The 25,657-nt window shown below is 67.5% G+C and carries 26 protein-coding genes; 13 read left to right on the top strand and 13 right to left on the bottom strand.

Annotated elements, in window-relative coordinates:
* Positions 1-37: 37 nt before the first annotated feature.
* Positions 38-685, top strand: coding sequence for a membrane protein YczE (yczE, locus tag ABFX18_RS04725; RefSeq protein ID WP_346057578.1), 648 nt, complete (start codon positions 38-40; stop codon positions 683-685).
* A gap of 26 nt (positions 686-711) precedes the next feature.
* Here yczE and ABFX18_RS04720 read toward each other — a convergent pair whose 3' ends face one another.
* The 5 genes from ABFX18_RS04720 to ABFX18_RS04700 all read right to left on the bottom strand — a co-directional run bounded on the left by ABFX18_RS04720 (position 712) and on the right by ABFX18_RS04700 (position 6,334).
* Positions 712-2,127 carry an APC family permease gene (locus ABFX18_RS04720; RefSeq protein ID WP_346057577.1) on the bottom strand — a complete coding sequence of 472 codons (1,416 nt, stop codon included), beginning with the start codon at positions 2,125-2,127 and terminating at the stop codon, positions 712-714.
* Between the two features lie 152 nt (positions 2,128-2,279).
* Positions 2,280-3,080, bottom strand: coding sequence for an ABC transporter permease (locus ABFX18_RS04715; protein WP_346057576.1), 801 nt, complete (start codon positions 3,078-3,080; stop codon positions 2,280-2,282).
* Entirely contained in the window at positions 3,077-3,937 is an 861-nt protein-coding gene (locus ABFX18_RS04710; protein ID WP_346057575.1) for an ABC transporter permease, read from the bottom strand. The genes ABFX18_RS04715 and ABFX18_RS04710 overlap by 4 nt, the downstream gene beginning before the upstream one ends.
* A 10-nt stretch (positions 3,938-3,947) precedes the next feature.
* Complete coding sequence (locus tag ABFX18_RS04705; protein ID WP_346057574.1) at positions 3,948-5,135, bottom strand: ABC transporter ATP-binding protein; 1,188 nt, start codon at positions 5,133-5,135, stop codon at positions 3,948-3,950.
* Positions 5,132-6,334 (bottom strand): ABC transporter substrate-binding protein, encoded by a 1,203-nt coding sequence (locus ABFX18_RS04700; protein WP_346057573.1) that lies wholly within the window; start codon positions 6,332-6,334, stop codon positions 5,132-5,134. Before ABFX18_RS04700 ends, ABFX18_RS04705 begins: the two co-directional genes overlap by 4 nt.
* A gap of 301 nt (positions 6,335-6,635) precedes the next feature.
* Between ABFX18_RS04700 and ABFX18_RS04695 the strand changes: the two genes are divergently transcribed.
* The 3 genes from ABFX18_RS04695 to ABFX18_RS04685 all read left to right on the top strand — a co-directional run bounded on the left by ABFX18_RS04695 (position 6,636) and on the right by ABFX18_RS04685 (position 9,429).
* Complete coding sequence (locus ABFX18_RS04695; RefSeq protein ID WP_090147736.1) at positions 6,636-7,103, top strand: AsnC family transcriptional regulator; 468 nt, start codon at positions 6,636-6,638, stop codon at positions 7,101-7,103.
* A 2-nt stretch (positions 7,104-7,105) separates the two neighbouring features.
* Positions 7,106-8,500, top strand: a complete 1,395-nt coding sequence (locus ABFX18_RS04690) for an aspartate aminotransferase family protein (protein ID WP_090147733.1) — start codon at positions 7,106-7,108, stop codon at positions 8,498-8,500.
* 368 nt (positions 8,501-8,868) lie between these two features.
* The gene (locus ABFX18_RS04685; protein ID WP_346057572.1) at positions 8,869-9,429 is read left to right on the top strand and encodes a hypothetical protein; all 561 of its coding nucleotides are present in this window, start codon (positions 8,869-8,871) and stop codon (positions 9,427-9,429) included.
* Between the two features lie 122 nt (positions 9,430-9,551).
* Here the strand turns inward: ABFX18_RS04685 and rpsO are convergent, their stop codons facing one another.
* Positions 9,552-9,821, bottom strand: a complete 270-nt coding sequence (gene rpsO, locus ABFX18_RS04680; protein ID WP_090147728.1) for a 30S ribosomal protein S15 — start codon at positions 9,819-9,821, stop codon at positions 9,552-9,554.
* Positions 9,822-10,136: 315 nt separating this feature from the next.
* On the opposite strand from rpsO, the gene ABFX18_RS04675 reads away from it, so the two are divergent.
* Together ABFX18_RS04675 and ABFX18_RS04670 are read left to right on the top strand one after the other, a co-directional pair.
* Complete coding sequence (locus tag ABFX18_RS04675) at positions 10,137-11,366, top strand: ammonium transporter (RefSeq protein ID WP_090147725.1); 1,230 nt, start codon at positions 10,137-10,139, stop codon at positions 11,364-11,366.
* A 126-nt stretch (positions 11,367-11,492) separates the two neighbouring features.
* A complete protein-coding gene (locus tag ABFX18_RS04670; protein ID WP_346057571.1) occupies positions 11,493-12,329 on the top strand; it encodes an inositol monophosphatase family protein in 837 nt (278 codons plus the stop codon).
* Positions 12,330-12,381: 52 nt separating this feature from the next.
* Here ABFX18_RS04670 and ABFX18_RS04665 read toward each other — a convergent pair whose 3' ends face one another.
* Positions 12,382-13,323 (bottom strand): NTP transferase domain-containing protein, encoded by a 942-nt coding sequence (locus ABFX18_RS04665; RefSeq protein ID WP_346057570.1) that lies wholly within the window; start codon positions 13,321-13,323, stop codon positions 12,382-12,384.
* Complete coding sequence (locus ABFX18_RS04660) at positions 13,317-14,600, bottom strand: molybdopterin molybdotransferase MoeA (RefSeq protein ID WP_346057569.1); 1,284 nt, start codon at positions 14,598-14,600, stop codon at positions 13,317-13,319. The genes ABFX18_RS04665 and ABFX18_RS04660 overlap by 7 nt, the downstream gene beginning before the upstream one ends.
* 76 nt (positions 14,601-14,676) lie before the next feature.
* Here ABFX18_RS04660 and fdhD point away from each other — a divergent pair, with 76 nt between their 5' ends.
* Together fdhD and ABFX18_RS04650 are read left to right on the top strand one after the other, a co-directional pair.
* Entirely contained in the window at positions 14,677-15,567 is an 891-nt protein-coding gene (gene fdhD / locus ABFX18_RS04655) for a formate dehydrogenase accessory sulfurtransferase FdhD (RefSeq protein ID WP_346057568.1), read from the top strand.
* The gene (locus ABFX18_RS04650) at positions 15,564-17,888 is read left to right on the top strand and encodes an FdhF/YdeP family oxidoreductase (RefSeq protein WP_090147710.1); all 2,325 of its coding nucleotides are present in this window, start codon (positions 15,564-15,566) and stop codon (positions 17,886-17,888) included. The genes fdhD and ABFX18_RS04650 overlap by 4 nt, the downstream gene beginning before the upstream one ends.
* 59 nt (positions 17,889-17,947) lie before the next feature.
* On the opposite strand, the gene fmdA is transcribed toward ABFX18_RS04650, so the two are convergent.
* Genes fmdA through ABFX18_RS04635 form a run of 3 tightly spaced genes read right to left on the bottom strand, consistent with a single transcriptional unit; the run spans position 17,948 to position 20,170 of the window.
* Positions 17,948-19,201 (bottom strand): formamidase, encoded by a 1,254-nt coding sequence (gene fmdA, locus ABFX18_RS04645; protein WP_090147707.1) that lies wholly within the window; start codon positions 19,199-19,201, stop codon positions 17,948-17,950.
* Positions 19,202-19,245: 44 nt separating this feature from the next.
* Positions 19,246-19,533 carry an FmdB family zinc ribbon protein gene (locus tag ABFX18_RS04640; protein WP_346057567.1) on the bottom strand — a complete coding sequence of 96 codons (288 nt, stop codon included), beginning with the start codon at positions 19,531-19,533 and terminating at the stop codon, positions 19,246-19,248.
* On the bottom strand, positions 19,520-20,170 hold the full coding sequence (locus ABFX18_RS04635; protein WP_090147701.1) for an AmiS/UreI family transporter: 651 nt from the start codon (positions 20,168-20,170) through the stop codon (positions 19,520-19,522). Before ABFX18_RS04635 ends, ABFX18_RS04640 begins: the two co-directional genes overlap by 14 nt.
* Positions 20,171-20,399: 229 nt before the next feature.
* Between ABFX18_RS04635 and ABFX18_RS04630 the strand changes: the two genes are divergently transcribed.
* From ABFX18_RS04630 to moaA, 4 genes are all read left to right on the top strand, one after another.
* The gene (locus ABFX18_RS04630; RefSeq protein ID WP_346057566.1) at positions 20,400-20,798 is read left to right on the top strand and encodes a TOBE domain-containing protein; all 399 of its coding nucleotides are present in this window, start codon (positions 20,400-20,402) and stop codon (positions 20,796-20,798) included.
* A gap of 28 nt (positions 20,799-20,826) precedes the next feature.
* Positions 20,827-21,681: a molybdate ABC transporter substrate-binding protein gene (modA, locus tag ABFX18_RS04625; RefSeq protein ID WP_346057565.1), complete on the top strand. Its 855-nt coding sequence runs from the start codon at positions 20,827-20,829 to the stop codon at positions 21,679-21,681.
* A 68-nt stretch (positions 21,682-21,749) separates the two neighbouring features.
* Entirely contained in the window at positions 21,750-22,520 is a 771-nt protein-coding gene (locus ABFX18_RS04620) for an ABC transporter permease (protein ID WP_336661444.1), read from the top strand.
* 57 nt (positions 22,521-22,577) lie between these two features.
* Positions 22,578-23,663 (top strand): GTP 3',8-cyclase MoaA, encoded by a 1,086-nt coding sequence (gene moaA / locus ABFX18_RS04615; protein WP_346057564.1) that lies wholly within the window; start codon positions 22,578-22,580, stop codon positions 23,661-23,663.
* 5 nt (positions 23,664-23,668) lie between these two features.
* On the opposite strand, the gene ABFX18_RS04610 is transcribed toward moaA, so the two are convergent.
* Together ABFX18_RS04610 and ABFX18_RS04605 are read right to left on the bottom strand one after the other, a co-directional pair.
* Positions 23,669-24,082, bottom strand: coding sequence for a molybdenum cofactor biosynthesis protein MoaE (locus ABFX18_RS04610; RefSeq protein ID WP_090147694.1), 414 nt, complete (start codon positions 24,080-24,082; stop codon positions 23,669-23,671).
* Complete coding sequence (locus ABFX18_RS04605; protein ID WP_346057563.1) at positions 24,079-25,347, bottom strand: ThiF family adenylyltransferase; 1,269 nt, start codon at positions 25,345-25,347, stop codon at positions 24,079-24,081. Before ABFX18_RS04605 ends, ABFX18_RS04610 begins: the two co-directional genes overlap by 4 nt.
* Positions 25,348-25,408: 61 nt before the next feature.
* On the opposite strand from ABFX18_RS04605, the gene ABFX18_RS04600 reads away from it, so the two are divergent.
* A complete protein-coding gene (locus tag ABFX18_RS04600; protein ID WP_090147690.1) occupies positions 25,409-25,657 on the top strand; it encodes a MoaD/ThiS family protein in 249 nt (82 codons plus the stop codon).

Raw genomic sequence — 25,657 nt, 5'->3', positions numbered from 1 at the left:
TCTTGCTGGCAATGCCAATATGAGGTGGACTGCTCGCATGCTCCGACGATTCGCGCGCCTCATCCCCGGCCTCCTGCTCTACGGCGTCGCCGACGCATTCATGATCCGCGCAGCACTCGGCGTCGACCCGTGGACGGTCTTCGCGCAGGGGCTCTCGATGCAGACCGGTCTCGGAATCGGCATTCTCACCAACATCATCGGGCTGCTCGTGCTGCTGCTCTGGTGGCCGCTGCGCCAGAAGCCCGGCGTCGGCACGCTGCTCAACATCATGCTCGTCGGGCCCGGCATCGAGCTCGGCCTGTGGCTGCTCCCGACACCCGGATCATTCTGGCTGCGCGTCGCCTACTTCTCCATCGGACTGCTCCTGCTCGCCGTCGCGAGCGGCATCTACATCGGCGCGAACCTCGGGCCGGGCCCGCGAGACGGCCTCATGACGGGCATCCACCTGCGCTTCGGCACGCCGATCTGGATCGGCCGCACCGCCGTCGAAGTGACCGTTCTGCTCATCGGCTGGTCGCTCGGCGGAAACGTCGGCGTCGGAACCATCGTCTTCGCCGCGCTGATCGGCCCGCTCTGCTCGATCACGCTCCCCCTCTTCGGCGGCCGCGCGATCCGGCGTCGCGACACGAGCCCCCGCACGACGAAGCCCGCCGCGTGGACCGAGGAGGAATCCCTCTCGGCCTGACACGACGGGCTCCGCCCGCACCGGAGTCAGTCGTCGACCGACACCTTGTTGAAGCCGGTGACGGGCTGGCTCTCGTCGAACGATGCCACCTTCTTCTGGAATCCGCGCGTGATGACGAGCAAGTAGACGAAACCGAGGCCCGTCCAGATCAGGCCGCCGAGCAGCGCGTGCCCGTCGAGGTTCACCCACAGGAGGCCGGTGAGCAACGTACCGATCACCGGCATCACGATGTAATTGAAGATGTCCTTCGGGGTGCGGCGACGCCCCTTGCGAATCGCGAACCAGGCGATCACCGACAGGTTGACGAAGGTGAAGGCGATCAGCGCGCCGTAGTTGATGTACGCGGCGATCATCTCGAGCGTGAAAGCGACCGCGAGCAGGGAGATGGCACCGGTGAGCACGATGTTGAAGGTCGGCGTGTGCGTGCGCGGGTTCACGTATCCGAAGAACTTCTGCGGCAGCACGTTGTTGCGGCCCATCACGAGCAGCATGCGCGACACCGATGCGTGCGACGCGAGACCCGATGCGAGCGTCGCTGCGAACCCGGCCGCGGTGAGCACCGCGGAGAGCACCGTGCCGCCGACGAGGTCGCCGATGATCGGGAGCGTGCTGTCCTCCACGTACTGCATGTCGCCGCCCGGGGCGAACTCGTTCCAGTCCGGGAAGCGCTGCTGGGTGAAGTACCCGGCGATGAGGAAGATCGCGCCGCCGATGACCACGGTGAGCAGAATCGCCTTCGGCATGATCTTCGGCGTCTTCGCCTCCTCCGCGTACATCGTGACGGCGTCGAAGCCGATGAAGGAGAAGCAGACGATGGTCGCTCCGGCGAGCACCGCTCCGAACTCGACGCCGTTGTGGAAGAAGGGCTTCACGGTCACGACGCCGTTCTCGCCGGCGCCGCCGGCGAGCTGCACGATCACCATGAAGACGAAGATGGCCATCACGACGATCGAGAAGATGAGCAGCAGCATGTTGACGTTCGACGTGCCGCGCATCGTGAGGTAGATGACCGTCGTGACGAACAGCACGTAGACGATGACCCAGACGGCGCCAGGGATGCTCGGGAAGAAGGCCTCGAGATAGCTGCGCACGATGAGGCAGTTCACCATCGGCAGCAGCATGTAGTCGATCAGCGCCGTCCAGCCGACCAGGAAGCCGACGTTCGGGTGCATCGACTCCCGCGCATACGTGTAGGCGGACCCGGCGCTGGGGATCGCTCCCGCCATCTTCCCGTAGCTGACCGCGGTGAAGATCATGACGATGAGAGCCACGGTGTACGCGAGGGGCACGACGTTGTTCGTGTCGCGCGCCACGAGACCGAACGTGTCGAATACCACCGTCGGGGTCATATAGCCGAGGCCGAGGCCGACGATCGCCCAGAGCCCGAGGCTCCGCTTGAGGCGAGCACCGTTCGACGAGGCCGGTGCAGACAAAGCGGTCATGTTCTCTCCTTCAAGAACGCAGCTGCGTCGCACGACCAGAATCCGCTCGGCAGCCCTATTGCGGCGACGAGGAATTCGCCAAGCACACATCCTGCACCCGCGCGGTGCTGTCGCGCAAGCCGGACGTGCGAATTGCACGCCCGGCCCGACGGCTACACCCGAGCGAGTCGCTTCCGCTTGGAGATGTTCACCATCTGGACGACGATTACGAGCAGCAGCGCCGACACGAACACGATCGACGCCAGCACGTTCGCCTGGGCGGGCACCCCCTTGAGCGCCGACACGTAGATGAACTTCGGGAACGTCGTCGCCGTGCCCGAATTGAAGTTCGTGATGATGAAGTCGTCGAAGGAGAGCGCGAAGCTCAGCAGCGCGGCGCCGATGATGCCGGGCGCCAGCATCGGCAGTGTCACGCGCCAGAACACCTGCCCGGGCGACGCGTAGAGATCGCGCCCGGCCTCCTCGATCGCCGGGTCGAGGCTCGCCACTCTGGCCTTCACCGCGACGACGACGTACGAGATGCAGAACATCGTGTGAGCCAGGATGATCGTGCCGACGCCCTTCTCCACTCCGGCGAGGAGGAACTGCGCTGCGAGCCCGGCCCCCAGCACCACCTCGGGCGTCGCCATCGGGGTGAAGAGCAGCAGACTCACCGTCGATCGTGCCCGGAAGCGGTAGCGCACGAGCGCGATGGCGATCATCGTTCCCAGTGTTGTGGCCGCGACGGTGGCGACGACTCCGATGAGAATGCTGTTCCCGAAGGCGGTGCACACCTGCGGCGCACCGCACGGGTTCTCCCAGTTGCGGAGCGTGAAGCCGCGCCAGAGGATGTTGTTGCGGCCGGAGTCGTTGAAGGAGAACACGATGACGTGCAGGATCGGGAGCAGGAGGTAGATGAGGACGATCGCGCTCATGACGGGCACGAACGCCCTCCCCAGACTGAAGTGCTTCACAGCAGATCCTCCGCCCCGCTCTTGCGCACGTACGTGGCGACGAACACCAGGATGATCACCATCAGGATGATCGAGAGCGCTGCCGCCATCGGATAGTTCTGCGTTTGCAGGAAGTTCGACTCGATGACGTTGCCGATCATGGTCGTGGAGGTGCCGCCCAAGAACTCGCGCGATGCGTTGACGTAGTCGCCCGACATCGGGATGAAGCTGAGCAGCGTCCCCGAGACGATCCCCGGCATGGAGAGCGGGAGCGTGACCCGGCGGAACGTGGTGAGAGGCGACGCGTAGAGGTCGGACCCGGCTTCGAGCAGCCGGAGATCGAGCGCTTGGAGCGAGGCGTACATCGGCAGCACCATGAACGGGATGAAGTTGTACACGAGCCCGAAGATGACGGAGAAATGGGTTCCCACCAGCTCGCTCGGCAGGATCGCCTTCCACGCGAGCGTGCGAAGCAGGAAGCTGATGAAGAACGGCGCGACGACGAGGATCAGCAGGATCCCCTGGAGCATCGGCCGCGAGCGCACCTTCACGCCGATCAGGTACGCGAGCGGATAGCTGATCAGGAGGCCGATGATCGTCGCAGAGATCGCGTAGACGAACGATCGCGCGAGGTGCGGCCCGTACTCCTGCAGCGCGGTCCAATAATTCGAGAACTGGGCGGCAGCGACGTACTGCCCGATCCCGCCGGTGTCGGCGGGAGCTTGGAGCGACGTCAGCGCGAGCTGGAAGAACGGGGCCACGAAGAAGAGCAGCATGTAGGCGACGCCCGGTGCGAGCAGCATCAGCGCGACCCAGCCGCGCTTCCGGGGGGCCTGATCGGCCTGCTTCGCGCTCGTCGAGAATGCGGTGAGAGCCACGATCGGTCCCCTACTCTGCGAGAGCGGCTCGGGACGCGATGGCTCGCGTCGACAGGCCCGCATCGACGATGCCAGCGTCGAGCGGATCATCCAGCAGTCCGAACGTGTGCTCGACGCGCCAGCTCAGCCAGACCTCGTCGCCCAGCGCCGCGGTCGGGCCGGCCTGCAGATTCTGAGCGAAGACCTGCACGTCGCCGGCTCCTGGCACCGCTACGGTGTACTGGGTGCTCACGCCGATGAACGACACATCGGTGACCCTCCCGGGGCCGACTGCGTTGGTCAGCGCGTCGGGTTCGGGCTCCGCATGCGCAAGCGTCAGCTTCTCCGGCCGCACGCCGATCGTGATCCGACCGCTGTCGCGCTCGCTCCGGGCACGGGGCACCGAGAGCCTCATGCCGCGGAACTCGGCGTGGAGCACCTGGTCCGTCGCTCCTGCGACCTCTACCGGGAAGAGATTCGACTGACCGAGGAAGTTCGCGACGAAGACGGTCCGCGGCAACTCGTACAGCTCTTCCGGCGCCCCCATCTGCTCGATCCTTCCCTGGTGCATCACCGCGACAGTATCGGCCATCGTCATGGCCTCCTCCTGATCGTGGGTGACATGCAAGAACGTCAGCCCGACCTCCTGCTGAATCTGCTTGAGCTCCTGCTGCATCTGACGCCGAAGTTTCAAGTCCAGCGCGCCGAGCGGCTCATCGAGCAGGAGGAGCGCCGGCCGGTTCACCACCGCTCGCGCCAGCGCGACGCGCTGCTGCTGCCCGCCCGAAAGCTGGGCGGGCTTCCGATCCGCGACGTGGTCGAGTTCGACCAGGCGCAGCGCTTCGTGCGCCTTGGCGGCGGGGTCGGAGATGCGACGTCGGCGCAAGCCGAACGCGACGTTCTCGAGCACCGACATGTGCGGGAAGAGGGCGTAGGACTGGAACACCGTGTTCACCGGTCGCCGGTGAGGGGTCAGAGCGGTCACGTCCTGTCCGCCGATGAGGATGCGCCCGGCCGTGGCCTCCTCGAGACCCGCGACGAGGCGCAGCGTCGTCGTCTTGCCGCAACCCGACGGACCGAGCAGTGCGAAGAAGGAGCCCGCCGGAATCGTCAGATCGAGATGTTCGATCGCGGTGAATCCCGGAAAGCGCTTCTGAATGCCGACGAGTTGGAGATCCGCCCCCGACTCAGCGAATTTCCTGTGGTCCCCCACGCTCACAGCCCCAGCACGTTCTGGAACTGGGTGGAGTACTGCTTGTCCTCCTCGGCGGTGAGCGTGCGGAACGGGCGAAGGTGCTCCCAGTCCTGCTCCGTCGGGAAGATGAGGGGATTGTCGGCGTTCTCAGGATTCACCTGCTGCATGGCTTCCTGCGTCCCCTTCACGGGCGGCACGAAGGTCACGTAGTCGGCGACCTGCGCCATGACTTCAGGGTCGTAGTAGTAGTCGATCATCTCCTCGACACGCGCCTTCGCCTCTGGCGTCGTGCCGTTGGGAACTGTGAAGGAGTCCGACGCGATCATGCCGCCCGACTCGGGGATCTCGAGCGTCCACTGGTTGTCGTTCTCGGCGTTCAACATGATGACGTCGCCCGACCACGCCATCGCGGCCCAGGCGTCGCCAGTGATCAGATCCTGCGTGTAACTGTTGCCCTTCACGTTGCCGATCTGCCCGCTCTGCAGCGCATCGTCGAGCCACGCCATCGCGGCGTCGAACTCGGTGTCGCCCCAGTCGCCAGCAGGATCGTGCCCCAGACCGGCGAGGATCATGCCGACGGTGTCGCGCATCTCGCTCAGCACGACGACCTTCCCCTTCAGGTCGGGAGCGAGGAAATCGTCGAGCGTCTTGATGCCCTTCGGCACGGCCTCCGTATTCCACACCCAGCCCGATGCTGGGAGCTGCCACGGAACCGAGAACTTGCGCCCGGGATCGACGTCGAGCGCATCCCACTGCGCATCGACGAGGTTCGCCGTGACGTTCGGGAGGTTCTCGTAATCGAATTCCTGCACCTGATTCGCCGTGATGAGACGCCCGTTCATCCAGTCGGTCATCGTGATCGTGTCGTAGCCGGTGTAGTCGCCGAGCTGCAGCTGATCCTTGATCTTGCCGTAGAACGTATTGTTGTCGTCGATGTCCTCGACGTACTGGACGTCGTAGCCGGCCTGTTCGACGAAGGCGTCGAGCGTCGGATACGAGCCGGTCGCGTCGTCGAAATCGAGGTAGTACGTCCAGTTCCCCCAGATCACACCGTCACCACCACCACCACCGCCGCCGCCCGAGCACGCGCTCAAGCCGAGTGCCCCGAGGCCCGCCGCTCCCACCGCGACGCCCCGGAGGAGCTGACGGCGGTCGAGCTGCTTTCCTCTGATCATCCCGACGATGCTGCGGACGATCGGATCTTCTGGTTGACGAAAGACCATGAGATATCTCCTTTGATTCTCATAACGACGGCACGCCACCAATCGGGCGACAGTGCCAGGGGTGCCTCGAATATGTCATAGACCCGAGTTCCCTGCCAAGGAACCGCTCCGAGTGATTCGCATTCGTCATCGAACGGTTACCGTCGCGCGACCTGGCATCGGACGCCCGCATCCACCGGGCGACCGGAGGAGCGACCTGCCGCCGCTGCACTCATGCGAGAACGTGGAAATACGCTGAATCACGATCGGTCTTCTTCGGATTCCTTTGCGTTTTTATGGTTTGACTGCAAGAATCAGAAGCGTGAGCAGCAAACGCAATGCGCCAGCGCTCGATTCCACGTCGAAAGCGATCATCGAGCAACTCCAGCGCGATGGCCGCCGATCGTACGCCGAGATCGGGAAGGCGGTCGGCCTCAGCGAGGCCGCCGTGCGCCAGCGCGTGCAGAAGCTCACGGATGCCGGGGTCATGCAGATCGTTGCCGTGACCGACCCGATGCGCTTGGGCTTCACTCGCCAGGCCATGCTCGGCATCCGCGTTTCCGGCGACACCAGGGTCGTCGCCGATCGCCTCGCTGAAATGTCGGAGATCAGTTACGTCGTGCTCAGCGCGGGCTCCTACGACATCCTCGCCGAGGTCGTCTGCGAGGACGACGATGGGTTGATCGAATTGCTCAACGAACAGATCCGAAAGATCGAAGGCGTTGCATCGACCGAATCCTTCGTCTACCTCCAACTCACCAAACAGAAATACGACTGGGGAACACGATAACCATGTCTTACGATCCCACTGCAGCGGTGGACACTGCCGCGCTCCAGGCCTCGGCCAAGAAGCACATGTGGCCGCACTTCACCAACCGCAAGGTGCTCAATGACGGCATCCCCGTCATCACGCGCGCCGAGGGCCACCACATCTACGACTCCGCCGGCAAGCAGTACATCGACGGCCTCGCAGGGCTCTTCGTGGTCAATGCCGGCCACGGTCGCGAGCGCATCGTGCAGGCTGCGGCCAAGCAGATGCAGCAGCTCGACTTCATGCCGATCTGGTCGTACGGCCACCCGGCAGCGATCGAGCTCTCCGAGCGTCTCTCGAGCTACGCGCCCGGCGACATGAACAAGGTCTTCTTCACCACCGGTGGTGGCGAAGCTGTGGAGTCGGCGTTCAAGCTGGCGAAGCACTTCTGGAAGATCAAGGGCCAGCCGATGAAGCACAAGGTCATCTCGCGCTCGGTCGCCTACCACGGCACCCCGCAGGGCGCGCTGGCCATCACCGGCATCCCCGACATGAAGAAGTTCTACGAGCCGCTCACCCCCGGTGGTCACCGCGTGCCCAACACGAACTTCTACCGCGCCGACGAGATGGGCGCCCCCTCCGACGACCTCGAGGCCTTCGGCCAGTGGGCGGCGAACCGCATCGAAGAGGCGATCCTGTTCGAGGGCCCCGACACCGTCGCGGCCGTCTTCCTCGAGCCGGTGCAGAACTCGGGCGGCTGCTTCCCCCCGCCCCCCGGATACTTCAAGCGCGTGCGCGAGATCTGCGATCAGTACGACGTGCTGCTCGTCTCGGACGAGGTCATCTGCGCCTACGGCCGCATCGGTGAGTTCTTCGCCTCGACCGCTCTCGGGTACGAGCCCGACATCATCACCTCGGCGAAGGCGCTCACCTCGGGCTACGTCCCGCTCGGCGCGATGATCGTCTCCGACAAGGTGTCGGAGCCGTTCAACTCGACCGACAACACCTTCTACCACGGCTTCACGTTCGCCGGTCACCCGGCCGCAGCGGCTGCCGCGCTCGAGAACCTCGACATCTTCGAGGAAGAGGACCTCAACGGGCGCGTTCGCGAGAACAGCCCGCTGTTCCGCGCCGAGCTCGAGAAGCTGCTCGACATCGACATCGTCGGCGACGTGCGCGGTGAGGGCTACTTCTTCGGCATCGAGCTGGTGAAGGACAAGGCGACCAAGGAGACGTTCACCGAGGAGGAGTCGGATCGACTGCTTCGCGATTACCTCTCCCCCGCACTGTGGGAGGCCGGCCTCTACTGCCGCGCCGACGATCGTGGAGACCCCGTCATCCAGCTCGCTCCGCCGCTGACCATCGGTCCGTCGGAGTTCGCGGAGATCGGCGGCATCCTCCGCAGCGTCCTCAAAGACGCGTCTTCGAAGATCTAAGTCGCGTTCCCGGATACGGGTGTGGCCCTCTCGCGCAAGCGAGGGGGCCACACCCGTATCCGGGGCCTCCCGCACCGCTCCGGCCCTCTGCCTGCTCACTCGCCGATCGCGAGGGTTTCTGCCGAACTCGAGCATTGCGCGTTGTCCACAAGCACTGGGAGACGGCGCTCCTTCGGGTGTGTATGCGCCCGCTGTGAGCGATCAATCGGCCCGGCCCGTCGGCGCAGGCGTTCGCGTCGCTCCACATCGAGCACCCGACTCCGAGGGTGTGTGCCGAACGCGAGCGATTCTCCGGGCAATCTTCGCTCACCTTCCGCCCTCACCCTCGAGGTCGGCGAGATCGAAGCGACCGGGTTAGGCTTCACGCTATGAGCAGCTTCGATCCGCACCAGCCCGCGCAGCCGGACCAGTCCGCGCAGCCAGACCAGTCCGCGCAGCCGGACCAGTCCGCGCAGCCGCACCAGCAATACGCGCAGCCGCAGTACGCCCAACCACAACAGCCGCAGGCGCCGCAACCGCCGCAGCCCCGACAGCAATACGCGCAGCCGCAGCAACCCCAATACGCGCAGTCGCCGCCGTACGCGGCGCCTCATCAGGCGCAGCGCGCGCCGGGCGGACTGAATGTGCCGGGCATCATCGCCCTGGCGGTCCTGCTTCTGACCTCGTTGATTCCGCTGTTCACGCCGGTGATCTACAGCACCGCGTCCAGTTCGGGCTCGTTCTCGGCGGTGTCGACAGTCATTTCGACCGTGCACGTGCTGCTGCTGCTCATCGCGGGGGCGCTCGCCCTCATGGGCCTGCTCGCGAAGCATCTCTCGCGCTGGCGCTGGGCGGCCATCGGCGCGGCAGTATCGGCGGCGCTCGGCCTCGTCTCGTTCGTGCTCTCGTGGTTCGGTGGTCTGCTGCTCAGCATTCCCGGCATGTACTGAGAACCGTTCCCCGATCTGAGACGCCCGGCCGGGCCTTCACTGAAACGCAGAAGCGCCCGCCACCGTGAGGTGACGGGCGCTTCGCAGATGGTGCTTCCGGCGATCGCCGGAGGACCTGCAGATTAGCGGCGCAGACCGATGCGCTCGATGAGCGAACGGTAACGCGCGATGTCGACGTTCTGGAGGTACCCCAGAAGACGACGGCGCTGGCCGACGAGCAGCAGGAGGCCACGACGCGAGTGGTGGTCGTGCTTGTGCTCCTTGAGGTGCTCGGTCAGATCCTTGATACGACGGCTGAGCATCGCGACCTGAACCTCAGGGGAACCGGTATCGCCAGGCTTTGTCGCGTATTCTTCGATGATCGCCTTCTTGACATCTGCTTCAAGTGCCATAGGGATCCCCTTCCTCTTGCTGCGCGGCGCCTTCAGCGGGATGCTGGGGCTCTCTTTATCCGCGGCCGTTCGAACGGCAACCTGTACAGCTTAGCACCGATCCGACACCCACGCCCGTTCGCCGGGATCGGCGCACGCGCAGCACCCGCGCACGCGCACCGCGAGCGCTCCGCCCCGGCGTCTCGGCGCCTGCGTCACCGGAACGAAACACACACGGCACGCGACCGAAATCGCAGCGAGACGGTCGCGAAACAGCCGCGGCGCACACTGGTTCCACTGTGGCGGCCACGGCCCGCTCGAGAGAAAGGCACCAGCATGGAACTCACTCCTTCTGACGTGTGGACGCTTACGAGCGCAGCCCTCGTTCTGATCATGACACCGGGGCTCGCCCTGTTCTACGGCGGTCTCGTTCGCGTGCGATCGGTCGTCAACATGATGCTCTTCAGCGTCAGCGCGATGGGCGTCGTCGGGGTCCTGTGGATCCTCTTCGGCTACAGCATGAACTACTTCGCGGAGGGAGAGAGCGGATTCGCCGGGAGCCCCTTCAAAGATTTCGGCTTGATCAACACCGACCCGGCGAGCTTCATCGGCGTCGGCTTCGGCGCAGTGTTCGCGATGATCACGACCGCGCTGATCTCGGGTGCGATCGCCGACCGCGTCGGGCTCGGTTCGTGGGTGCTCTTCTCCGGCGTGTGGGCGACGTTCGTGTACTTCCCGGTCGCAGCCTGGGTGTGGGGCGGCGGCTGGATCCAGAATCTCGGCAGTGCGCTGGGCCTGCCAGACGTCATCGATCTCGCCGGTGGCACCGTGATCCACATCAATGCAGGGGCTGCGGCGCTGGCATTGGCGCTCGTCGCGGGCAAGCGCATCGGCTTCGGGAAGGGTTCGCATCAGCCCCACAGCATCCCGCTCGTCACCATCGGCGCAGCACTGCTCTGGTTCGGCTGGATCGGCTTCAACGGCGGTCTCGCGACGGAGACCGGTGAGGCCGGCCTGATCCTGGTCAACACGCTCGCGGCTCCTGCCGCAGGTATCGTCGGTTGGATCCTCGTCGATGTGATGCGCGGCAAGAAGCCCGGCGTGATCGGCGCGGCATCGGGTGCGGTCGGCGGTCTCGTCGCGATCACTCCGGCAGCCGCAAGCCTCTCTCCGGTGTGGGCGCTGCTGCTCGGCGTGATCGCGGGAATGGCGTGCGCTCTCGCCATCGAGTGGAAGTACCGGCTCGGATACGACGATTCGCTCGACGTCGTTGGGCTGCACCTCGTCGCGGGCGTGATCGGCTCGCTCTACCTGGGGTTCTTCGCCTTCTCCGACGGCCTCTTCACCGGAGGCGACGCCGGACTGCTGCTCGTGCAGTCGATCTCGGTGGTCTCGGTGATGGTGTACTCCTTCGTCGTCTCCCTGGTCATCGCACTCGGCGTGAAGCTCGTCACCGGGCTCCGCGTTCCGCCGCAGGTCGAGGAGGCCGGCATCGACTTCGCCGCGCACGGCGAAGAGGCGTACGCGTACGCCTCCCCCGAGGTGGTCTCGGCGCCGACGCGCTGATTCCCTCTCCCCAGAACGCGGGGCCCGGTCGATGACGCTCGGGCCCCGTTCTGCTGTCCGGATCCGGCCCCCATTGCCCGGCCGGCGCTCCCCGCTGCTGCACCGGCCTCGACTAGGCTCGGGAGCATGATCGACTCCCCCGCAGCTGCACCGACCGCCCACGACCCGAAGGGTCTCGCCGCGATCGCTGCGAGGATCGCCGAACGAGCTGCCGCGCGCATCCTCGAGCTTCGCGCCCAGGGCGTCGACGTGGCTGCGAGCAAGTCGAGCGCTACCGATGTGGTGACCGCCGCTGATCAGGAGTCGGAGCGGCTCATCGTCGCGGCGATCCAAGACGTACGGCCCGATGACGGCATCCTCGGCGAGGAGGGAACCGGCATTGCCGGCACGAGCGGCATCACCTGGGTCATCGATCCGATCGACGGCACGGTCAACTACCTGTACGACCTCCCGGCCTACTCGGTGAGCATCGCCGCCACCGTCGCCGATGAGACCGCATACGGAGACGGCCGCCGCGCCATTGCGGGCGCCGTGTGCAACCCGCGAACGGACGAACTCTTCGTCGCCTGGGAGGGGGGCGGAGCGACTCGCAACGGCGAGCCCATCCGCATCACGGGCCAGGACGACCTCTCACTATCGCTCGTCGCCACCGGTTTCGGTTACACCGCGGAGCGCCGCACCGAGCAGGCGGAGATGGTGGCGCGAGTGATCCCCCGAGCCCGCGACATCCGGCGCTGCGGATCGGCAGCCTACGATCTCTGCATGCTCGCCGCCGGTCGGCTCGACGCCTACTACGAGCAGGGGCTGCAGCCCTGGGATTATGCGGCCGGAGTCTTGATCGCGAGCGAGGCCGGTGCGACGCTGATCGGCCGCGACGCCGCGACGCCGCCGGGAGAATCGTTCATGGTCGTCGGGGCGGCCGGCCTCGTCGAGGAGCTCCGCTCGCTCGCGCTCGGCGAATAGCACCGGTCGGCGGCGGCTCGCGCGCCGACCCGGCGCGCCGCCGGCGGCCGAGTCACTCCGAGTCGGTTCGGTCGGCTTTCCACGCGGATGCGCAATCGGTGAGCTGATGGGCGAGCGACTGCAGTCGTGCCGGATCGGCCTCCCCCGACCGACCGTACGCGACGCCCAGCAGAAATGTCGAGAGCGGTGCCGCTGGCCGGGCGACGTCATGGGCGACGTCGCGGGCGACGTCGAGCACGGTTCCGATGCGCACGGTCTCGGGATCGACATCGAGCTCGGCTGCGGCGGCGGCGAGCCAGGCGTCCAGGGCCTCCGGCGGGAGATGGTTCGACTGCGGCATGGTTCCTCCATGGGTGTTGGATGCTGATCCGGTGGGTGCGGCCGAGCTGGCTTCAGCGAGCGACCCTGGCGACGACCGCACCCGTGCGAGGTCTGCGGGTGTGTCGATGTCGGCGACGGTCGAGGCGTCTGCGTCCAGCCAGCGGATTTCGAGCGCGGCCGTGACGCGTCGGAGCGGCTCGTCGGCGACGGCACCGTCGAGCGCCGCGATGGCGCGAGTCAGCGCCGCTACGCGATAGCGGCCCGCGAGCCACTGCGCACGGCCGTCGGGATCTCGCAGCAGTGTCGCGTCTGCACCGCCCGCGGGCGCGTGGTCGCGCAACCGTGCGACCACGAGGTCCGGTCGCACGAGATCGCAGGCGAGCAGCAGCACCTCGTCGACCGAGCGGTCGATCGCCGCGAGGCCGGCGGCGAGCGCGGCGAGCGGCCCGGAGTACGGGGGATGCTCGCGCACTGCGACGCAACCGCGCGGCGTCGCGTCAGTCGCGCCGACCACGACGGGGCGCATCACTCCGATACCCCGCACGGCGGCGACGACCCGATCGATCAGGCTCACTCCCCCGAGTTCGATCGTCGCTTTGTCGACTCCGCCGAGCCGGGATCCACGACCTCCGGCAAAGATGATCGCGCCGAGGCCGCCTGAGGCGTTCACCATGCGACGATCACCGTCTCCACCGTCTCCCCCGCGCTCACGTCGCCACGACCGGGCTCGACGATCGCGTAGCCATCGGCCGCCCCGTGCCCGCCGACGGCGTGCGAGTATCCGCGCGCATCGACGGCGGGCGAGCAGCGGAGCCCGTGCGGCGTGCTGCGGATGCGGACGGGGAGCACCTGCGTCCGTTCCGCGCTGCCCCGCCACCCGTGGTCGGCGACGGCAGGAACGCTCGGACGGTGCAGGCGTCCGGCGCCCTGCATGCGGAGGAGCGCCGGACGCACGAAGAGCTCGTAGCTGACGGCGGCGCTGACGGGGTTGCCGGGAAGCGCGAAGATCATCGCCCCGCCTCGGAGGCGCCCGAAGCACTGCGGTTGCCCGGGCTTCACGGCGACCCGCACGGCACGCACGTCGGGTTCGATCGCGAGCGCGATCCTCACGATGTCGTGCAGCCCCGGGCCGACGCCTCCCGTGGTGATCACCGCGTCGACTTCTCCCGCGAGTTCGGCGAGTCTCGCGGCGAACCCCTCGGCATCGTCGTCGCACACGGAGACCGACACCGGCTCGATTCCCTCCTCCGCGAGGAGCCCGGCGATGAGCACGGAGTTCGACTCGGGGATCTGACCGCGCTCGAGCGGCCCGCTTCCGGTGTGCAGCTCGGCTCCGGTCGCGATCACCGCGACGCGCGGTCGGCGTCGCACGCTCACCTCTGAGACCCCCGCGGCGGCGAGCGCCGCGATTCGGCGCGCGCCGAGCCGTTCGCCGGAGTGCGCGAGGAGACTTCCGACCGCTGCGTCCTCGCCGCGGCGGCGCACGTGGGCTCCCGGCACGACCTCCCGCCGCACCAGCACACGGTGTTCGGCCCACGCAGCTCCGACGACGTCGGCAGCCGTCTGCTCGACGGGAATCACAGCATCGGCCGAGCTCGGCACGGGCGCACCCGTCATGATGCGCACCGCGGTGCCGCGCTCCAGTCGCGGGTCGACGCCGTCGCCGGCCGCGACTTCTCCGATGATGCGCAGCTCCACGGCCGAGCCGGGCGCAGCCCCAGCCGTGTCAGCCGCTCGCACCGCGTAACCGTCCATCGCCGAGTTGTGCCAGAGCGGAAGGGCGACGGCGGCGGCCACGTCGTCGGCGAGGTACAGGCCCGTCGCCTTCCGGAGCGGCACGGCCATGACGGGAAGCTCCGACGCGGCGCCGAGCACGGCGCGTCGGTGCTCGTCCACCGGGACCGGTGTGCTCGCAGGCGCTGCGACGGTGCTCCGGCTTGCCGCACCCATGCCACCACGCTCCCGAATTCGGTGTGCGCCGGTACGGCGCCTTGCTCCCGATCACCTTCGATGATATCCAAGAGGTGTGTCACGTATCGCAGCGCGTCGAAGAGTGACCCGCCTCACCGTGGGCGGATCCCGAGTCCGACGAGCCGATTTCCTCGCAGTCGAAGAACCGCTCGAGATCCGCGTCGGCGGAACGCCGCTCGCGGTGACCATGCGCACCCCTGGACACGATGTCGAGCTGGCCGCTGGGTTCCTCGTCTCCGAGGGTGTGATCCACCAGCAGCACGACTTCTCCGCGGCGATTCACTGCGCGAGTGACGGAGAGCCGAACACGTACAACGTGCTCGACGTCGCCCTCGGGCCGGGAGTCGCACCGCCGGATCCGAGTCTCCAGCGGAATTTCACCACGACCAGTTCGTGCGGTCTGTGCGGCAAGGCGACGATCGACGCCGTGCACACGCGCTCCCGCTTCGACGTCGCAGAGGATCCGCTCCGCATCGACGCCGCCATGATCATCACGTTCCCCGATCAGCTGCGCGCCCAGCAGGCCGTCTTCGAGCGAACGGGCGGCCTCCACGCCGCCGCCCTCTTCGACGGGCGGACGGGCGAGATGCTCGTGCTGCGCGAAGACGTCGGTCGCCACAACGCGGTCGACAAGGTCATCGGCTGGGCCCTCCTGCAGGGGCTGCTGCCCCTGCGATCCGTGGTGCTGATGGTCTCGGCTCGCGCGAGCTTCGAGCTCACGCAGAAGGCTCTCATGGCGGGGGTTCCCATGCTGACCGCCGTCTCGGCCCCCTCGTCGCTCGCGGTCGAGCTCGCCGAGTCGTCGGGAATCACCCTCGTCGGCTTTCTGCGCGGGGAATCGATGGTCGTCTACAACCGCGACGACCGCATCACCGACGTCGCGCAAGAATCACCAGATCCAGCCGGCAGTGCCGTCGGCCCCCTCGAGAAAGCAGTGCATCCATGAGCCCCAAGGCCCCCCGCGACGACTTCTCCGACGCCGACATCGAAGTCACCGAGCCGAAGGACTATGCCGCGGGGCTCGGCGGCGTCTTCCACTCGATGGAGCCGGCGGTCAAAACACTGGGCCTCGCGAAAACCGCGAAGCTCATGACGAAGATCAACCACAAAGACGGCTTCGACTGCATGAGCTGCGCCTGGCCCGACCCCGAGCACCGCAAGATCGCGGAGTTCTGCGAGAACGGCGGCAAGGCGGTGACCTGGGAGGCGACGCCCGTGACCGTCCCCCGCTCGTTCTGGAAGGAGCACTCGCTCACGTCGCTCGAGGACAAGACCGAGTACTGGCTGGGCATGCAGGGGCGGATCACCGAGCCGGTCTACAAGCCGGCGGGCTCCGATCATTACGAGCCGGTCAGCTGGGACCGGGCCTTCGACATCGCCGCGGGGCACCTGAACGCGCTGGATCACGCGGATGAGGCGTCGTTCTACACGAGCGGCCGCGCGTCGAACGAGGCGGCGTTCATCTACCAGCTGTTCGCTCGCGTCCTCGGCACGAACAACCTGCCCGACTGCTCCAACATGTGCCACGAGTCGACGGGCACCGCGATGACGTACACGGTCGGCATCGGCAAGTCCACGATCGCCTACAACGACTTCCTCGAATCCGACCTGATCATCATCATGGGTCAGAACCCGGGCACGAATCATCCCCGCATGCTCACCGCTCTCGAGGAGGCGAAGGAGAACGGTGCGAGCGTCGTCGCGGTGAACCCGCTGCCCGAGGCCGGCCTGCTCGGGTACAAGGACCCGCAGAAGGTGCGGGGCTACGTCGGAAAACCGCTGCAGATCGCCGACCAGTTCCTCAAGATCCGCTCCGGCGGCGACGCCGCACTGCTGCAGGCCGTGTCCAAGCGCGTCATGGAGGCCGAGCGACGCGCCCCCGGCACCGTGCTCGACCACGAGTTCATCTCCGAGTACTGCGACGGCTTCGAGGAGTTCGCGGAGCACATCGTGCACGTGGACGACGCGGCGGTGGAGCGCGCGACCGGGCTCTCCTCGGCGGAGATCGACGAATTCGCCGAGCGGTACGTGCGCGCCGGTCGCGTGATCATCTGCTGGGCGATGGGCATCACGCAGCACCGTCGGAGCGTCGACACCATCAAGGAGATCATCAATCTGCTGCTGCTCCGCGGCAACATCGGCAGGCCGGGAGCCGGCGCGTCTCCCATCCGCGGCCACTCGAACGTGCAGGGCGACCGCACGATGGGCGTCTGGGAGCAGATGCCCGATTCCTTCCTCGATGCGCTCGGCGCTGAGTTCTCCTTCGAGCCTCCGCGCGCGCACGGGGTGGACGCCGTGCAGGGGATCCGAGCGCTCGACGAGGGCAAGATCAAAGTGTGGTTCGGACTCGGCGGCAATCTGCTCGGCGCGATCTCCGACACGAATCTCGCAGAATCGGCGATGCGTCGCACGCGGCTCAGCGTGCAGCTCTCGACCAAGCTCAACCGCTCGCATGTGATCACCGGCGAAGAGGCGCTGATTCTGCCGGTCCTCGGGCGCACCGAGGTCGACGTGCAGCTCAGCGGGCCCCAATACGTCACCGTCGAGGACACGGTGTGCGCGGTGCACGCCTCGCACGGGCAGGTGCCGCCGATCTCCGAGCAGGTGCGCTCGGAGATCGCGATCGTCGCCGGGATCGCGCACGCGACGCTGGGCACTCGTCACGGGATCGACTGGCTCGCCATGATCGACGATTACGACGTGATTCGCGATCACATCTCCCGCGTCGTCCCCGGGTGCGCGGATTACAATGCGAAGACGCGACGGAAGGACGGCTTCCTGCTGCCGAACGGACCCCGCGACGAGCGCCGGTTCGATACCGCAACCGGCAAGGCGCGCATCACGGTGAACGAGCTCGAGCACGTGGAGTGCCCGCCCGGACGCCTGATCCTGCAGACCATTCGTTCGCACGACCAGTTCAACACGACGATCTACAGCCTGAACGACCGCTACCGCGGCATCAAGAAGGGGCGCTCGGTCATCTTCGTGCACCCCGATGATCTCGCTGAGCTCGGGTTGGCCGACGGGCAGACCGTCGACATCTTCAGTGAGTGGAAGGATCAGCCGGACCGCGTGCTCCGCGGGTTCCGCACGGTCGCGTTCCCCACGGCACGCGGGTGCGCGGCAGCGTACTTCCCGGAGGCCAATGTGCTCGTGCCGCTCGACAGCACCGCACTCGAGAGCAACACACCGGTGTCGAAGGCGGTCGTCGTCCGGCTCGAACCCTCGAACACCCCGGTGGGCGTCGGGCGCCCGGTCACCGTGTGACACGCGGCCAGCGCCCGCTTCCGCCTCGTGAGACGGGAGCGGGCGCTGGCCCGGCCGGGTCAGGCTGCGGCGCGCGGTGCACCGATTCCCGGGTCGATCTGCGTGGGCCCCGCCTGCGACGGGCGCGGGTCGAAGTCGAAGATCTCGGTCGGCAGGTACACGGTGGAGCAGGAGTTCGGAATGTCGACGACTCCTGAGAGGCGCCCCTCGATCGGAGCGGCTCCGAGCAGCAGATAGGCCTGCTCCGGGCTGTAGCCGAACTTCGTGAGGTAGTCGATGGCGTGCAGACAGGCTCGTTGGTACGAAAGGTGCGAGTCGAGATAGCGCTGCTCGCCGTCGAGGGTCACCGACGTGCCAGAGAACGCCAGCCAGTGGCTGTACTGCGGTTCGACGTTGCCCGGCATGAAGATCGCGTTCTCGTGCACGCCGTAGGTCTCCATGCCGCCCTTGATGAGATCGACGCGCAGATCGATGAACCCGCCCATCTCGATCGCACCGCAGAAGGTGATCTCCCCGTCGCCCTGCGAGAAGTGCAGGTCGCCGACCGACAGGTTGGCGCCGTCGACGAACACGGGGTAGAACACGCGAGAGCCCTTGGTGAAGTTCTTGATGTCCTGGTTGCCCCCGTTCTCGCGCGGCGGCGCGGTTCTCGCCGCTTCGCCTGCGACGCGCGTCCAGTCCTCACTCCCCAAGCCGCCCAGCACCGCGTGATCGGCCTCCGGCGGAAGCGCGAGCGGCGGAACGCGATCCGGGTCGGTGGCGATGAGCGCCGCCTCGCGGGCGTTCCATTTCGAGAGCAGCCCGGCCGATGGCGCCGTGCCCATCAGCCCGGGATGAATGATGCCGGTGAACGAGACGCCCGGGATGTGCCGGGATGTGGCCGTCTGCCCCGAGAAATCCCACACCGCCTTGTACGCATCCGGGAACTGATCCGTCAGAAAACTGCCGCCGTTGCGCTTCGCGAAAATGCCGGTGTACCCCCATCCCTGGCCGGCGAGCGGCCCCGAATCCTCTTGCGGGATCGGGCCGACGTCGAGGATGTCGACGATGAGCAGGTCGCCCGGCTGAGCCCCTTCGACGCGGAACGGCCCGCTCAGGGTGTGGACGGTCAGGAGCGGTGCATCGAGGATGTCTTGCGCGGAGTCATCGTTGACGATCGCGCCGTCGAACCACTCCCGGCAGTCGACGCGGAACGCATCTCCGGGCTTCACGGTGGCGACCGGAGGGATCTCAGGGTGCCAGCGGTTGTGGCCGACCTTTTCCTGCTCGGTGAACTTCTTCGACGAATCCAGTTGGAATACATGTTCGGGCATCAGCTCGTCCTCTTTTCCTGTAGCGGGTGGTACGGATCTCTCAGCTATGGCTTCGGAAGTTTCGCGTGGAGCGGGTTTCGGGTGACCGGCTGCCGCGACGCAGCGCCGCGAGCGGGGAGACGATCCACCGTCTGCGGATCGTGCGCGCTGCGAGAGCTTCGTTCGAGCAGGCCGTAGGCGCTGCTGCCCGCAGCCGAAAGGTGCGGTGCGGTGATCGCTCGAGCGGCGGTCGCACCGCACTTCGTGCACGCCGTCTGCCGAGGCACCTCGCTCATCGAGTACATCGCGTCGAAGGCGCACCCCTCGGCGCAGCGAAAGCTATAGTTCGGCATCGGTTCGACCTCCGGTCATGGTGCCGGCCGCGACACGGCCGGATCTCTGCTGGCGGGGGCGACCGAGCACCCACGCCGCGGCGAAGCACGCTGCGAACACCGCGGCCGCTACGAGCGCCGGCGCTGCGCCCGTGACGTAGGTTCCGGTCAGGAGCATGAGTGCGGGCACGGCGCCCGTGCCGATGCCGAGCAGCAGGGTGAACCACCCCGTGACGCGCGTCAGCCGATCGCGTCCGCGGGCGAGCACGAGGAAGAAGAGCAGCCAGAGCACCGCCCAGGACCACCAGATCACGCCGAAGACGGGGTCGGCCAGGTGCGTGAACTGCACGATGCCGTAGACGACGGCGCAGGCCGCGACGAAGATGGAGAACCAGCCGAGCCCCTCTCCGCTCGCGCCGGTCAACGTGTTCCACGCGACGTAGAGGTAGGTGAACCCGAAGAGATACAGGCCCGATGCACCGAGAATCACCGATGCGTCACCATCGGCCTGCGCGATGATGATCGTCGGGAACACCACCTGCATGCCCCCGACGAACAGGTTCATGGCCGCCGCCGCACGTGCGGGAACGACGTCGAGCAGCATCAGACCGTTGATGAACAGCACGGCTCCGACGTAGAGCAATCCGACACTGCTCATTGCGTTCTCCTCTCGCTGCACTGCGTGAAGAGCGACCGGGAACGTACCTCGGTCAGGCTCGGCGGCTGCGCACGAATGTGGACGACCGCTCTGCTCCAGAAGCTAGTGCGAGTTCCAAAACAAGTCAACAGCGCACGGAGTCCACCGGCGCCGGAAGCCGCGGTCGCCGACGGCACATGCGGAGGTCGAGGCTGACCCTTCCCGCACCTGCGGAGATAGACTCTCTGCCATGACGCATTTCAGGATCAGCGAAGCGGCGGTGCTGCTGGGTGTCAGCGACGACACGGTCCGCAGGTGGAGCGCGGAGGGCCTCCTCGAAGCCGGCGTCGATGCAGCGGGCCGACGGACCGTCAGCGGCGCCTCGCTCGCCCGACGCGCCCTCGATCTCGCGCCGGGCTCCGCCGCACCGGGCACGACCCGGCAGAGCGCACGCAATCGCTTCACCGGAATCGTCACCGGCGTGCAGCGGGAGGGTCTGGTGGCGCAAGTCGAGTTGCAGTGCGGTCCGAATCGCGTCGTGTCGCTCATGACCGCCGAGGCGCTCGACGATCTCGACATCGAGGTGGGGTCGAGAGCGACCGCCATCGTCAAAGCCACGACCGTCATGATCGAAACCGAGCGCTGCTAACGCAGCGCCCCTGATTCGAGGAATCTCCGTGCCCCGCCGCATCTCCCCCACGCGCCAGCAGGCGCGCGCCAGAACGACCGCAGCCGTCGCCGTCTGCACCGTGATCCTCGCCCTCGCCGGCTGCGGCGCGCCCGGCGCGCCCGGGAATGCACCGGCAGCTGATGCCGACGACCCTGGGCTCTCCGGCCGGCTCACCGTCGCCGCAGCGGCTTCGCTGCAAGATGTCGTCACCGAGGCCGCAGAAGCCTTCACCGCCGACCATCCGGATGTCGCCTTCGACGCGCTGACCTTCGACGGTTCCTCGGTGCTCGCCACGCAGATCATCGGCGGCGCCCCCGTCGACGTCTTCGCATCTGCCGACGAGCGCACCATGTCGAGCGTCGGCGATGCCGGGTTGCTCGCCGCCGAGCCCGTGCGGTTCGCGACCAGTGTTCTCGAGATCGCGGTGGCTCCGGGAAACCCCCTCGCGATCGATTCACTCGAAGACCTCGCCCGGCGCGGAGCCGACGAGCGAAGGCCGACGGTCGTGGTGTGCGCCGCTGAGGTTCCCTGCGGCGCTGCCGCTCAGCAGTTGCTCGAGCGCGACGGAGTATCGCTGCAGCCCGCGAGCGAGGAGCAGAACGTCACGGCGGTCATGACCAAAGTGGCTTCCGGGGAGGCCGACGCCGGATTGGTCTATCGCTCCGATGTGCTGCGCTCAGCGGGCGGGGTCGAGGGCGTCGAGATCCCGGGTGCGGGCGACGCCGCTGGGAGCTATCTCATCGCCCCGATCGCCGGGTCGCGTTCCGAGGCGGCCGCGCGTGCGTTCGCCGACTCCCTCCTCGCAGCCGGCGTCCAGTCCCGGCTGGCCGAACTCGGTTTCGGCACGGTGGACTCCCCGTGAACGGCGGATCGCGCACGCGACACGCGCCCGCCCGCGCATCGCAGCGACGCCGCCGGGAGGTTCCCGGAGTGGTGATCGCCCCCGCGCTCCTCGGCGGCGCGCTCCTCGTGCTGCCGCTCGTGGCACTGCTCGTCCGCATGAACTGGTCGGCTCTCCCCGCGACGCTCGCCGATCCGGCGACCGGCAGTGCACTGGCGCTCTCACTCATCACCGCGGCCTCCGCCACGCTCTGCTGCATCGCGCTCGGCGTGCCACTCGCCGTGGTCCTCTCCCGAGCGAGCGGCTGGTGGTCCGTCGCCCTGCGCGGCATCGTCACGCTCCCGCTCGTACTGCCGCCGCTCGTGGGCGGTCTGGCACTCCTCTCACTGCTCGGCCGCGGCGGAGCGCTCGGCGATGTGCTCGCGGAGGCGGGAATCCGCATCCCGTTCACCACAGGCGCCGTCGTCATCGCGCAGACGTTCGTGTCGCTCCCGTTCCTCGTCATCTCCGTTGAGGGGGCGCTGCGCGCGCTCACCCCGGCATTCGGCGACGCCGCGGCCACACTCGGCGCCACGCCCGCGACAGCGCTCTTCCGCGTCACACTGCCCATCATCCGCCCCGGCCTGACCGCCGGGATCATTCTCTGCTTCACCCGTGCGCTCGGGGAGTTCGGCGCTACAGCTCTCTTCGCCGGGAACGCCGGCGGTACGACTCGGACGGTGCCCCTCGCGATCTACACGGCGTTCAACGGTGCCGGCGTCACGCAGGACACGGCGCTGACGCTGTCGCTGATCCTCATCGCGATCGCGCTCGTCTCACTCGCGCTCGTGCAGGGGCGAACGGCCGCACGCGCGATGTAGGGCTCCCCGGCGGGGGCCGGGGAGCAGCTGCTAGGGTGGCGCGCAGGAGGTGCCGCGATGCTGAAGCTGAGGCCCGTTTCGCGGGTCACCGGGCGCGCGCAGCGATTGCCCTCCGTCGGTCTCCCCGACGCTCGGGGGCGCGCGCTCCGCGACCTGCGCATCTCGATCACGGATCGCTGCAATTTCCGCTGCGTGTACTGCATGCCGAAGGAGCTCTTCGGCAGCGACCACCAATTCATGGAGCGCGACGAACTGCTGAGTTTCGATGAGATCGTGCGCGTCGCAGGCAGCGCCGTCGACCTCGGCGTCGACAAGCTGCGCCTCACCGGCGGCGAGCCGCTGCTGCGGCGGGGCATCGAGGAGCTCATCTCCAGACTCGCAGCACTGCGCACCCCAGACGGACGAAAACCGGATCTGGCGCTCACGACGAACGGCTCCGCGCTGCGCGTCAAAGCCGCCGCCCTGCGCGAGGCCGGACTCGACCGGGTGACGGTCTCAGTCGACTCGCTCGATGAGACGCGATTCCAAGCGATCAACGACGTGCGGTTCCCGCTCGCCAGAGTCTTCGACGGCATCGCTGCGGCCAACGCGGCCGGGCTCGGCCCCGTGAAGGTGAACGCCGTCGTCAAGCGCGGCGTGAACGACGACGAGATCGTTCCGCTCGCGGAGCATTTCCGGGCGGAGGGCCAGATCCTGCGCTTCATCGAGTACATGGACGTCGGCGCGAGCAACGGCTGGGTGCTCGACGACGTCGTGCCGTCGGCGGAGATCATCGAGCGCATCGATGCGGTGCACCCCCTCGTACCGGTCGCGGAGACCCGAGCGGGCGAGACCGCCAAGCGCTGGCGATACCTCGACGGGTCAGGCGAGATCGGGGTCATCTCGAGTGTCACGGGCGCCTTCTGCGGAACCTGCACCCGTGCGCGCGTGTCGGCCGACGGCAAGCTCTACACCTGCCTGTTCGCGTCGCGCGGCTTCGATCTGCGCGAGTTGCTGCGCTCAGGGGCCGACGACGACCAGCTGCGAGGGGCCCTCGCAGACGTGTGGTCGGTGCGAGACGATCGATACTCGGAGCAGCGCGCGCAGCTGGGCGATGCGGCTGCGGATCGCGAGCGGATCGAGATGTCGTATATCGGAGGGTGATCGAGCTAGAGCCCGACCCACTCGCTGATCCCGTCGGCGAAGTGCTGGCGCTTCCAGATCGGCACCTCGTGCTTGATGCGCTCGACGAGTCGCTCGATGGCCGCGAAGGCTTCGGCCCGGTGCGGCGCAGAGGCCGCGGCGACGAGCGCGGCGTCACCGATGCTCAGTTCACCGACGCGGTGCACGGCGGCCAGTCGCAGCCCCGAGCGCTCCTGCTCCGACGCGACGCACGCGGCGATGAAGCGCTCGGCCTCCGGGTGCGCCCGATAGTCGAGCGCCGCCACATCTCGGCCCCCATCGTGATCGCGCACGATCCCGTGGAAGGTCACCAGCGCGCCGCACGTCGGATCGTCGACCGCGGCGACCACCTGCTCGGCGTCGATCGACGTGTCGGTGATACGGGCGAATATCTCAGTCATGCGTCCTCCTCGGCCCGCGCGTCGGATCCACGCGCGCGTGCTTCCCCTCTGACGATCAGATCGGGTGCGGCGCTCGCGAGTCGCGAGATCCCGCCGCGCACGAAGCGAACCTCGTCGATCCCCTGCGACACGAGCGCTGCTGTCGCGCGAACGGAACGGGGATCGCGCTCGCAGTACACCCAGATCGGCCCATCGGCACCGTTCTCGAGCATGCCCTCCAGGCTCTGGATATCACCGGTCTCGATATCGTCCACCGAGAGCCGAACCGCGCCGCGCACGCGACGTTCAGCGAACTCCTCGGCGGACCGCACATCGAGCACGCGCGACGGCTCACCCGTGCGCAGCGTCTCCGCGAAGGCTTCGGCACTGACCCCCCGTGACTCCGGCAGCGTCGATGACGGAGTCGTTCCGCAGAACATCTCGTAGTCCACCAGACCGGTGATCGGCCCCGCGAGCGGATCCCGGTTCACCGCGATCTCACGCGTACGGGCCGCGAGTGCGTCGTAGAGCAGCACCCGCCCGATCAGCGGCTCCCCGATGCCCGCGATGAGCTTCAGCGCCTCGGTCGCCATGAGCGTGCCGATGGTGCCGCAGAGACCCGGAAGCACTCCCCCGACCGCGCAGTTCAGCACGCTCTCCGGCGTCGGCGGGGCGGGGAACAGATCGCGGTACCCGGGACCGAAGCGGTGCCAAGCGACGCCCACCTGACCGGAGAACTGCAGAATCGCTCCCCACACGAGCGGAGTTCCGGTGAGCTCCGCCGCGTCGTTCGTGAGATAGCGGGTGGGAAAGTTGTCGCTGCCGTCGAGCACGAGATCGTACGCCTCGAACAGGTCGAGCGCGTTCGTCGCGCTCAGCCGCACACGATGGCGATCCACCGTGATACTCGGATCCAGGGCGAGCACGGTCTCCGCGAGCGCATCGACCTTCGCGCGCCCGATGTCGGAGGTTCGATGCGTGGTCTGCCGGTGGAGGTTCGACATCTCGACGACGTCGTCATCGAGCAGCCCGATGCGGCCCACGCCGGCTCCGGCGAGAAACGGGACGCTCGCGCACCCCAAGCCGCCCGCGCCGATGACGAGCACCTTCGCATTCGCGAGTCGCCGCTGCGCTTCGTCGCCGAACCCCGGCAGCACGATCTGCCGCTGCGCGCGAATCGCGGCTTCTGCGGGGAGCGCCTCGACCGGAGCCACGAGCGGCGGGCGGCGGCCGGCGCCGCGTTCCGGTTCCGGTCGCGTCGCACGAGAATCACCGACCCCAGACATGGCACTCATTCTACGAGCCATGCACGCCGGCGCACGCACGAGGGTTCGCTAGCATGGCGGTATGCCTCGCATCACTCTGAGATACTTCGCAGCCGCGGCGGAAGCCACGGGCCGCGAGGAAGAGCTGTGGGAGACGACGGGTGATGCGACGCTCGCCGCGCTTCGCACCGAGTTGGTCGAGCGCTACGGCGACGACATGCAACGGGTGATCCGCTCGGGTTCCTTCCTCGTGGACGGCACGGTGCGATGCGATGACGGGAAGATCGTCGGCGACGTCGTCGACGTGCTCCCCGCCTTCGCGGGAGGGTGA

The organism is Leucobacter alluvii (genome assembly GCF_039530485.1).
Taxonomy (GTDB): domain Bacteria; phylum Actinomycetota; class Actinomycetes; order Actinomycetales; family Microbacteriaceae; genus Leucobacter; species Leucobacter alluvii.
This window is presented reverse-complemented; position numbering and strand designations above follow the sequence as displayed.

Excerpts from the sequence above, each read along its gene's own strand:
- yczE (WP_346057578.1), top strand. The coding sequence starts at position 38 with ATGCTCCGACGATTCGCGCGCCTCATCCCCGGCCTCCTGCTCTACGGC.
- ABFX18_RS04720 (WP_346057577.1), bottom strand. The coding sequence starts at position 2,127 with ATGACCGCTTTGTCTGCACCGGCCTCGTCGAACGGTGCTCGCCTCAAG.
- ABFX18_RS04700 (WP_346057573.1), bottom strand. The coding sequence starts at position 6,334 with ATGGTCTTTCGTCAACCAGAAGATCCGATCGTCCGCAGCATCGTCGGG.
- ABFX18_RS04690 (WP_090147733.1), top strand. The coding sequence starts at position 7,106 with ATGTCTTACGATCCCACTGCAGCGGTGGACACTGCCGCGCTCCAGGCC.
- ABFX18_RS04685 (WP_346057572.1), top strand. The coding sequence starts at position 8,869 with ATGAGCAGCTTCGATCCGCACCAGCCCGCGCAGCCGGACCAGTCCGCG.
- rpsO (WP_090147728.1), bottom strand. The coding sequence starts at position 9,821 with ATGGCACTTGAAGCAGATGTCAAGAAGGCGATCATCGAAGAATACGCG.
- ABFX18_RS04675 (WP_090147725.1), top strand. The coding sequence starts at position 10,137 with ATGGAACTCACTCCTTCTGACGTGTGGACGCTTACGAGCGCAGCCCTC.
- ABFX18_RS04670 (WP_346057571.1), top strand. The coding sequence starts at position 11,493 with ATGATCGACTCCCCCGCAGCTGCACCGACCGCCCACGACCCGAAGGGT.
- ABFX18_RS04665 (WP_346057570.1), bottom strand. The coding sequence starts at position 13,323 with ATGGTGAACGCCTCAGGCGGCCTCGGCGCGATCATCTTTGCCGGAGGT.
- ABFX18_RS04660 (WP_346057569.1), bottom strand. The coding sequence starts at position 14,600 with ATGGGTGCGGCAAGCCGGAGCACCGTCGCAGCGCCTGCGAGCACACCG.
- ABFX18_RS04650 (WP_090147710.1), top strand. The coding sequence starts at position 15,564 with ATGAGCCCCAAGGCCCCCCGCGACGACTTCTCCGACGCCGACATCGAA.
- fmdA (WP_090147707.1), bottom strand. The coding sequence starts at position 19,201 with ATGCCCGAACATGTATTCCAACTGGATTCGTCGAAGAAGTTCACCGAG.
- ABFX18_RS04640 (WP_346057567.1), bottom strand. The coding sequence starts at position 19,533 with ATGCCGAACTATAGCTTTCGCTGCGCCGAGGGGTGCGCCTTCGACGCG.
- ABFX18_RS04635 (WP_090147701.1), bottom strand. The coding sequence starts at position 20,170 with ATGAGCAGTGTCGGATTGCTCTACGTCGGAGCCGTGCTGTTCATCAAC.
- ABFX18_RS04630 (WP_346057566.1), top strand. The coding sequence starts at position 20,400 with ATGACGCATTTCAGGATCAGCGAAGCGGCGGTGCTGCTGGGTGTCAGC.
- moaA (WP_346057564.1), top strand. The coding sequence starts at position 22,578 with ATGCTGAAGCTGAGGCCCGTTTCGCGGGTCACCGGGCGCGCGCAGCGA.
- ABFX18_RS04610 (WP_090147694.1), bottom strand. The coding sequence starts at position 24,082 with ATGACTGAGATATTCGCCCGTATCACCGACACGTCGATCGACGCCGAG.
- ABFX18_RS04605 (WP_346057563.1), bottom strand. The coding sequence starts at position 25,347 with ATGTCTGGGGTCGGTGATTCTCGTGCGACGCGACCGGAACCGGAACGC.
- ABFX18_RS04600 (WP_090147690.1), top strand. The coding sequence starts at position 25,409 with ATGCCTCGCATCACTCTGAGATACTTCGCAGCCGCGGCGGAAGCCACG.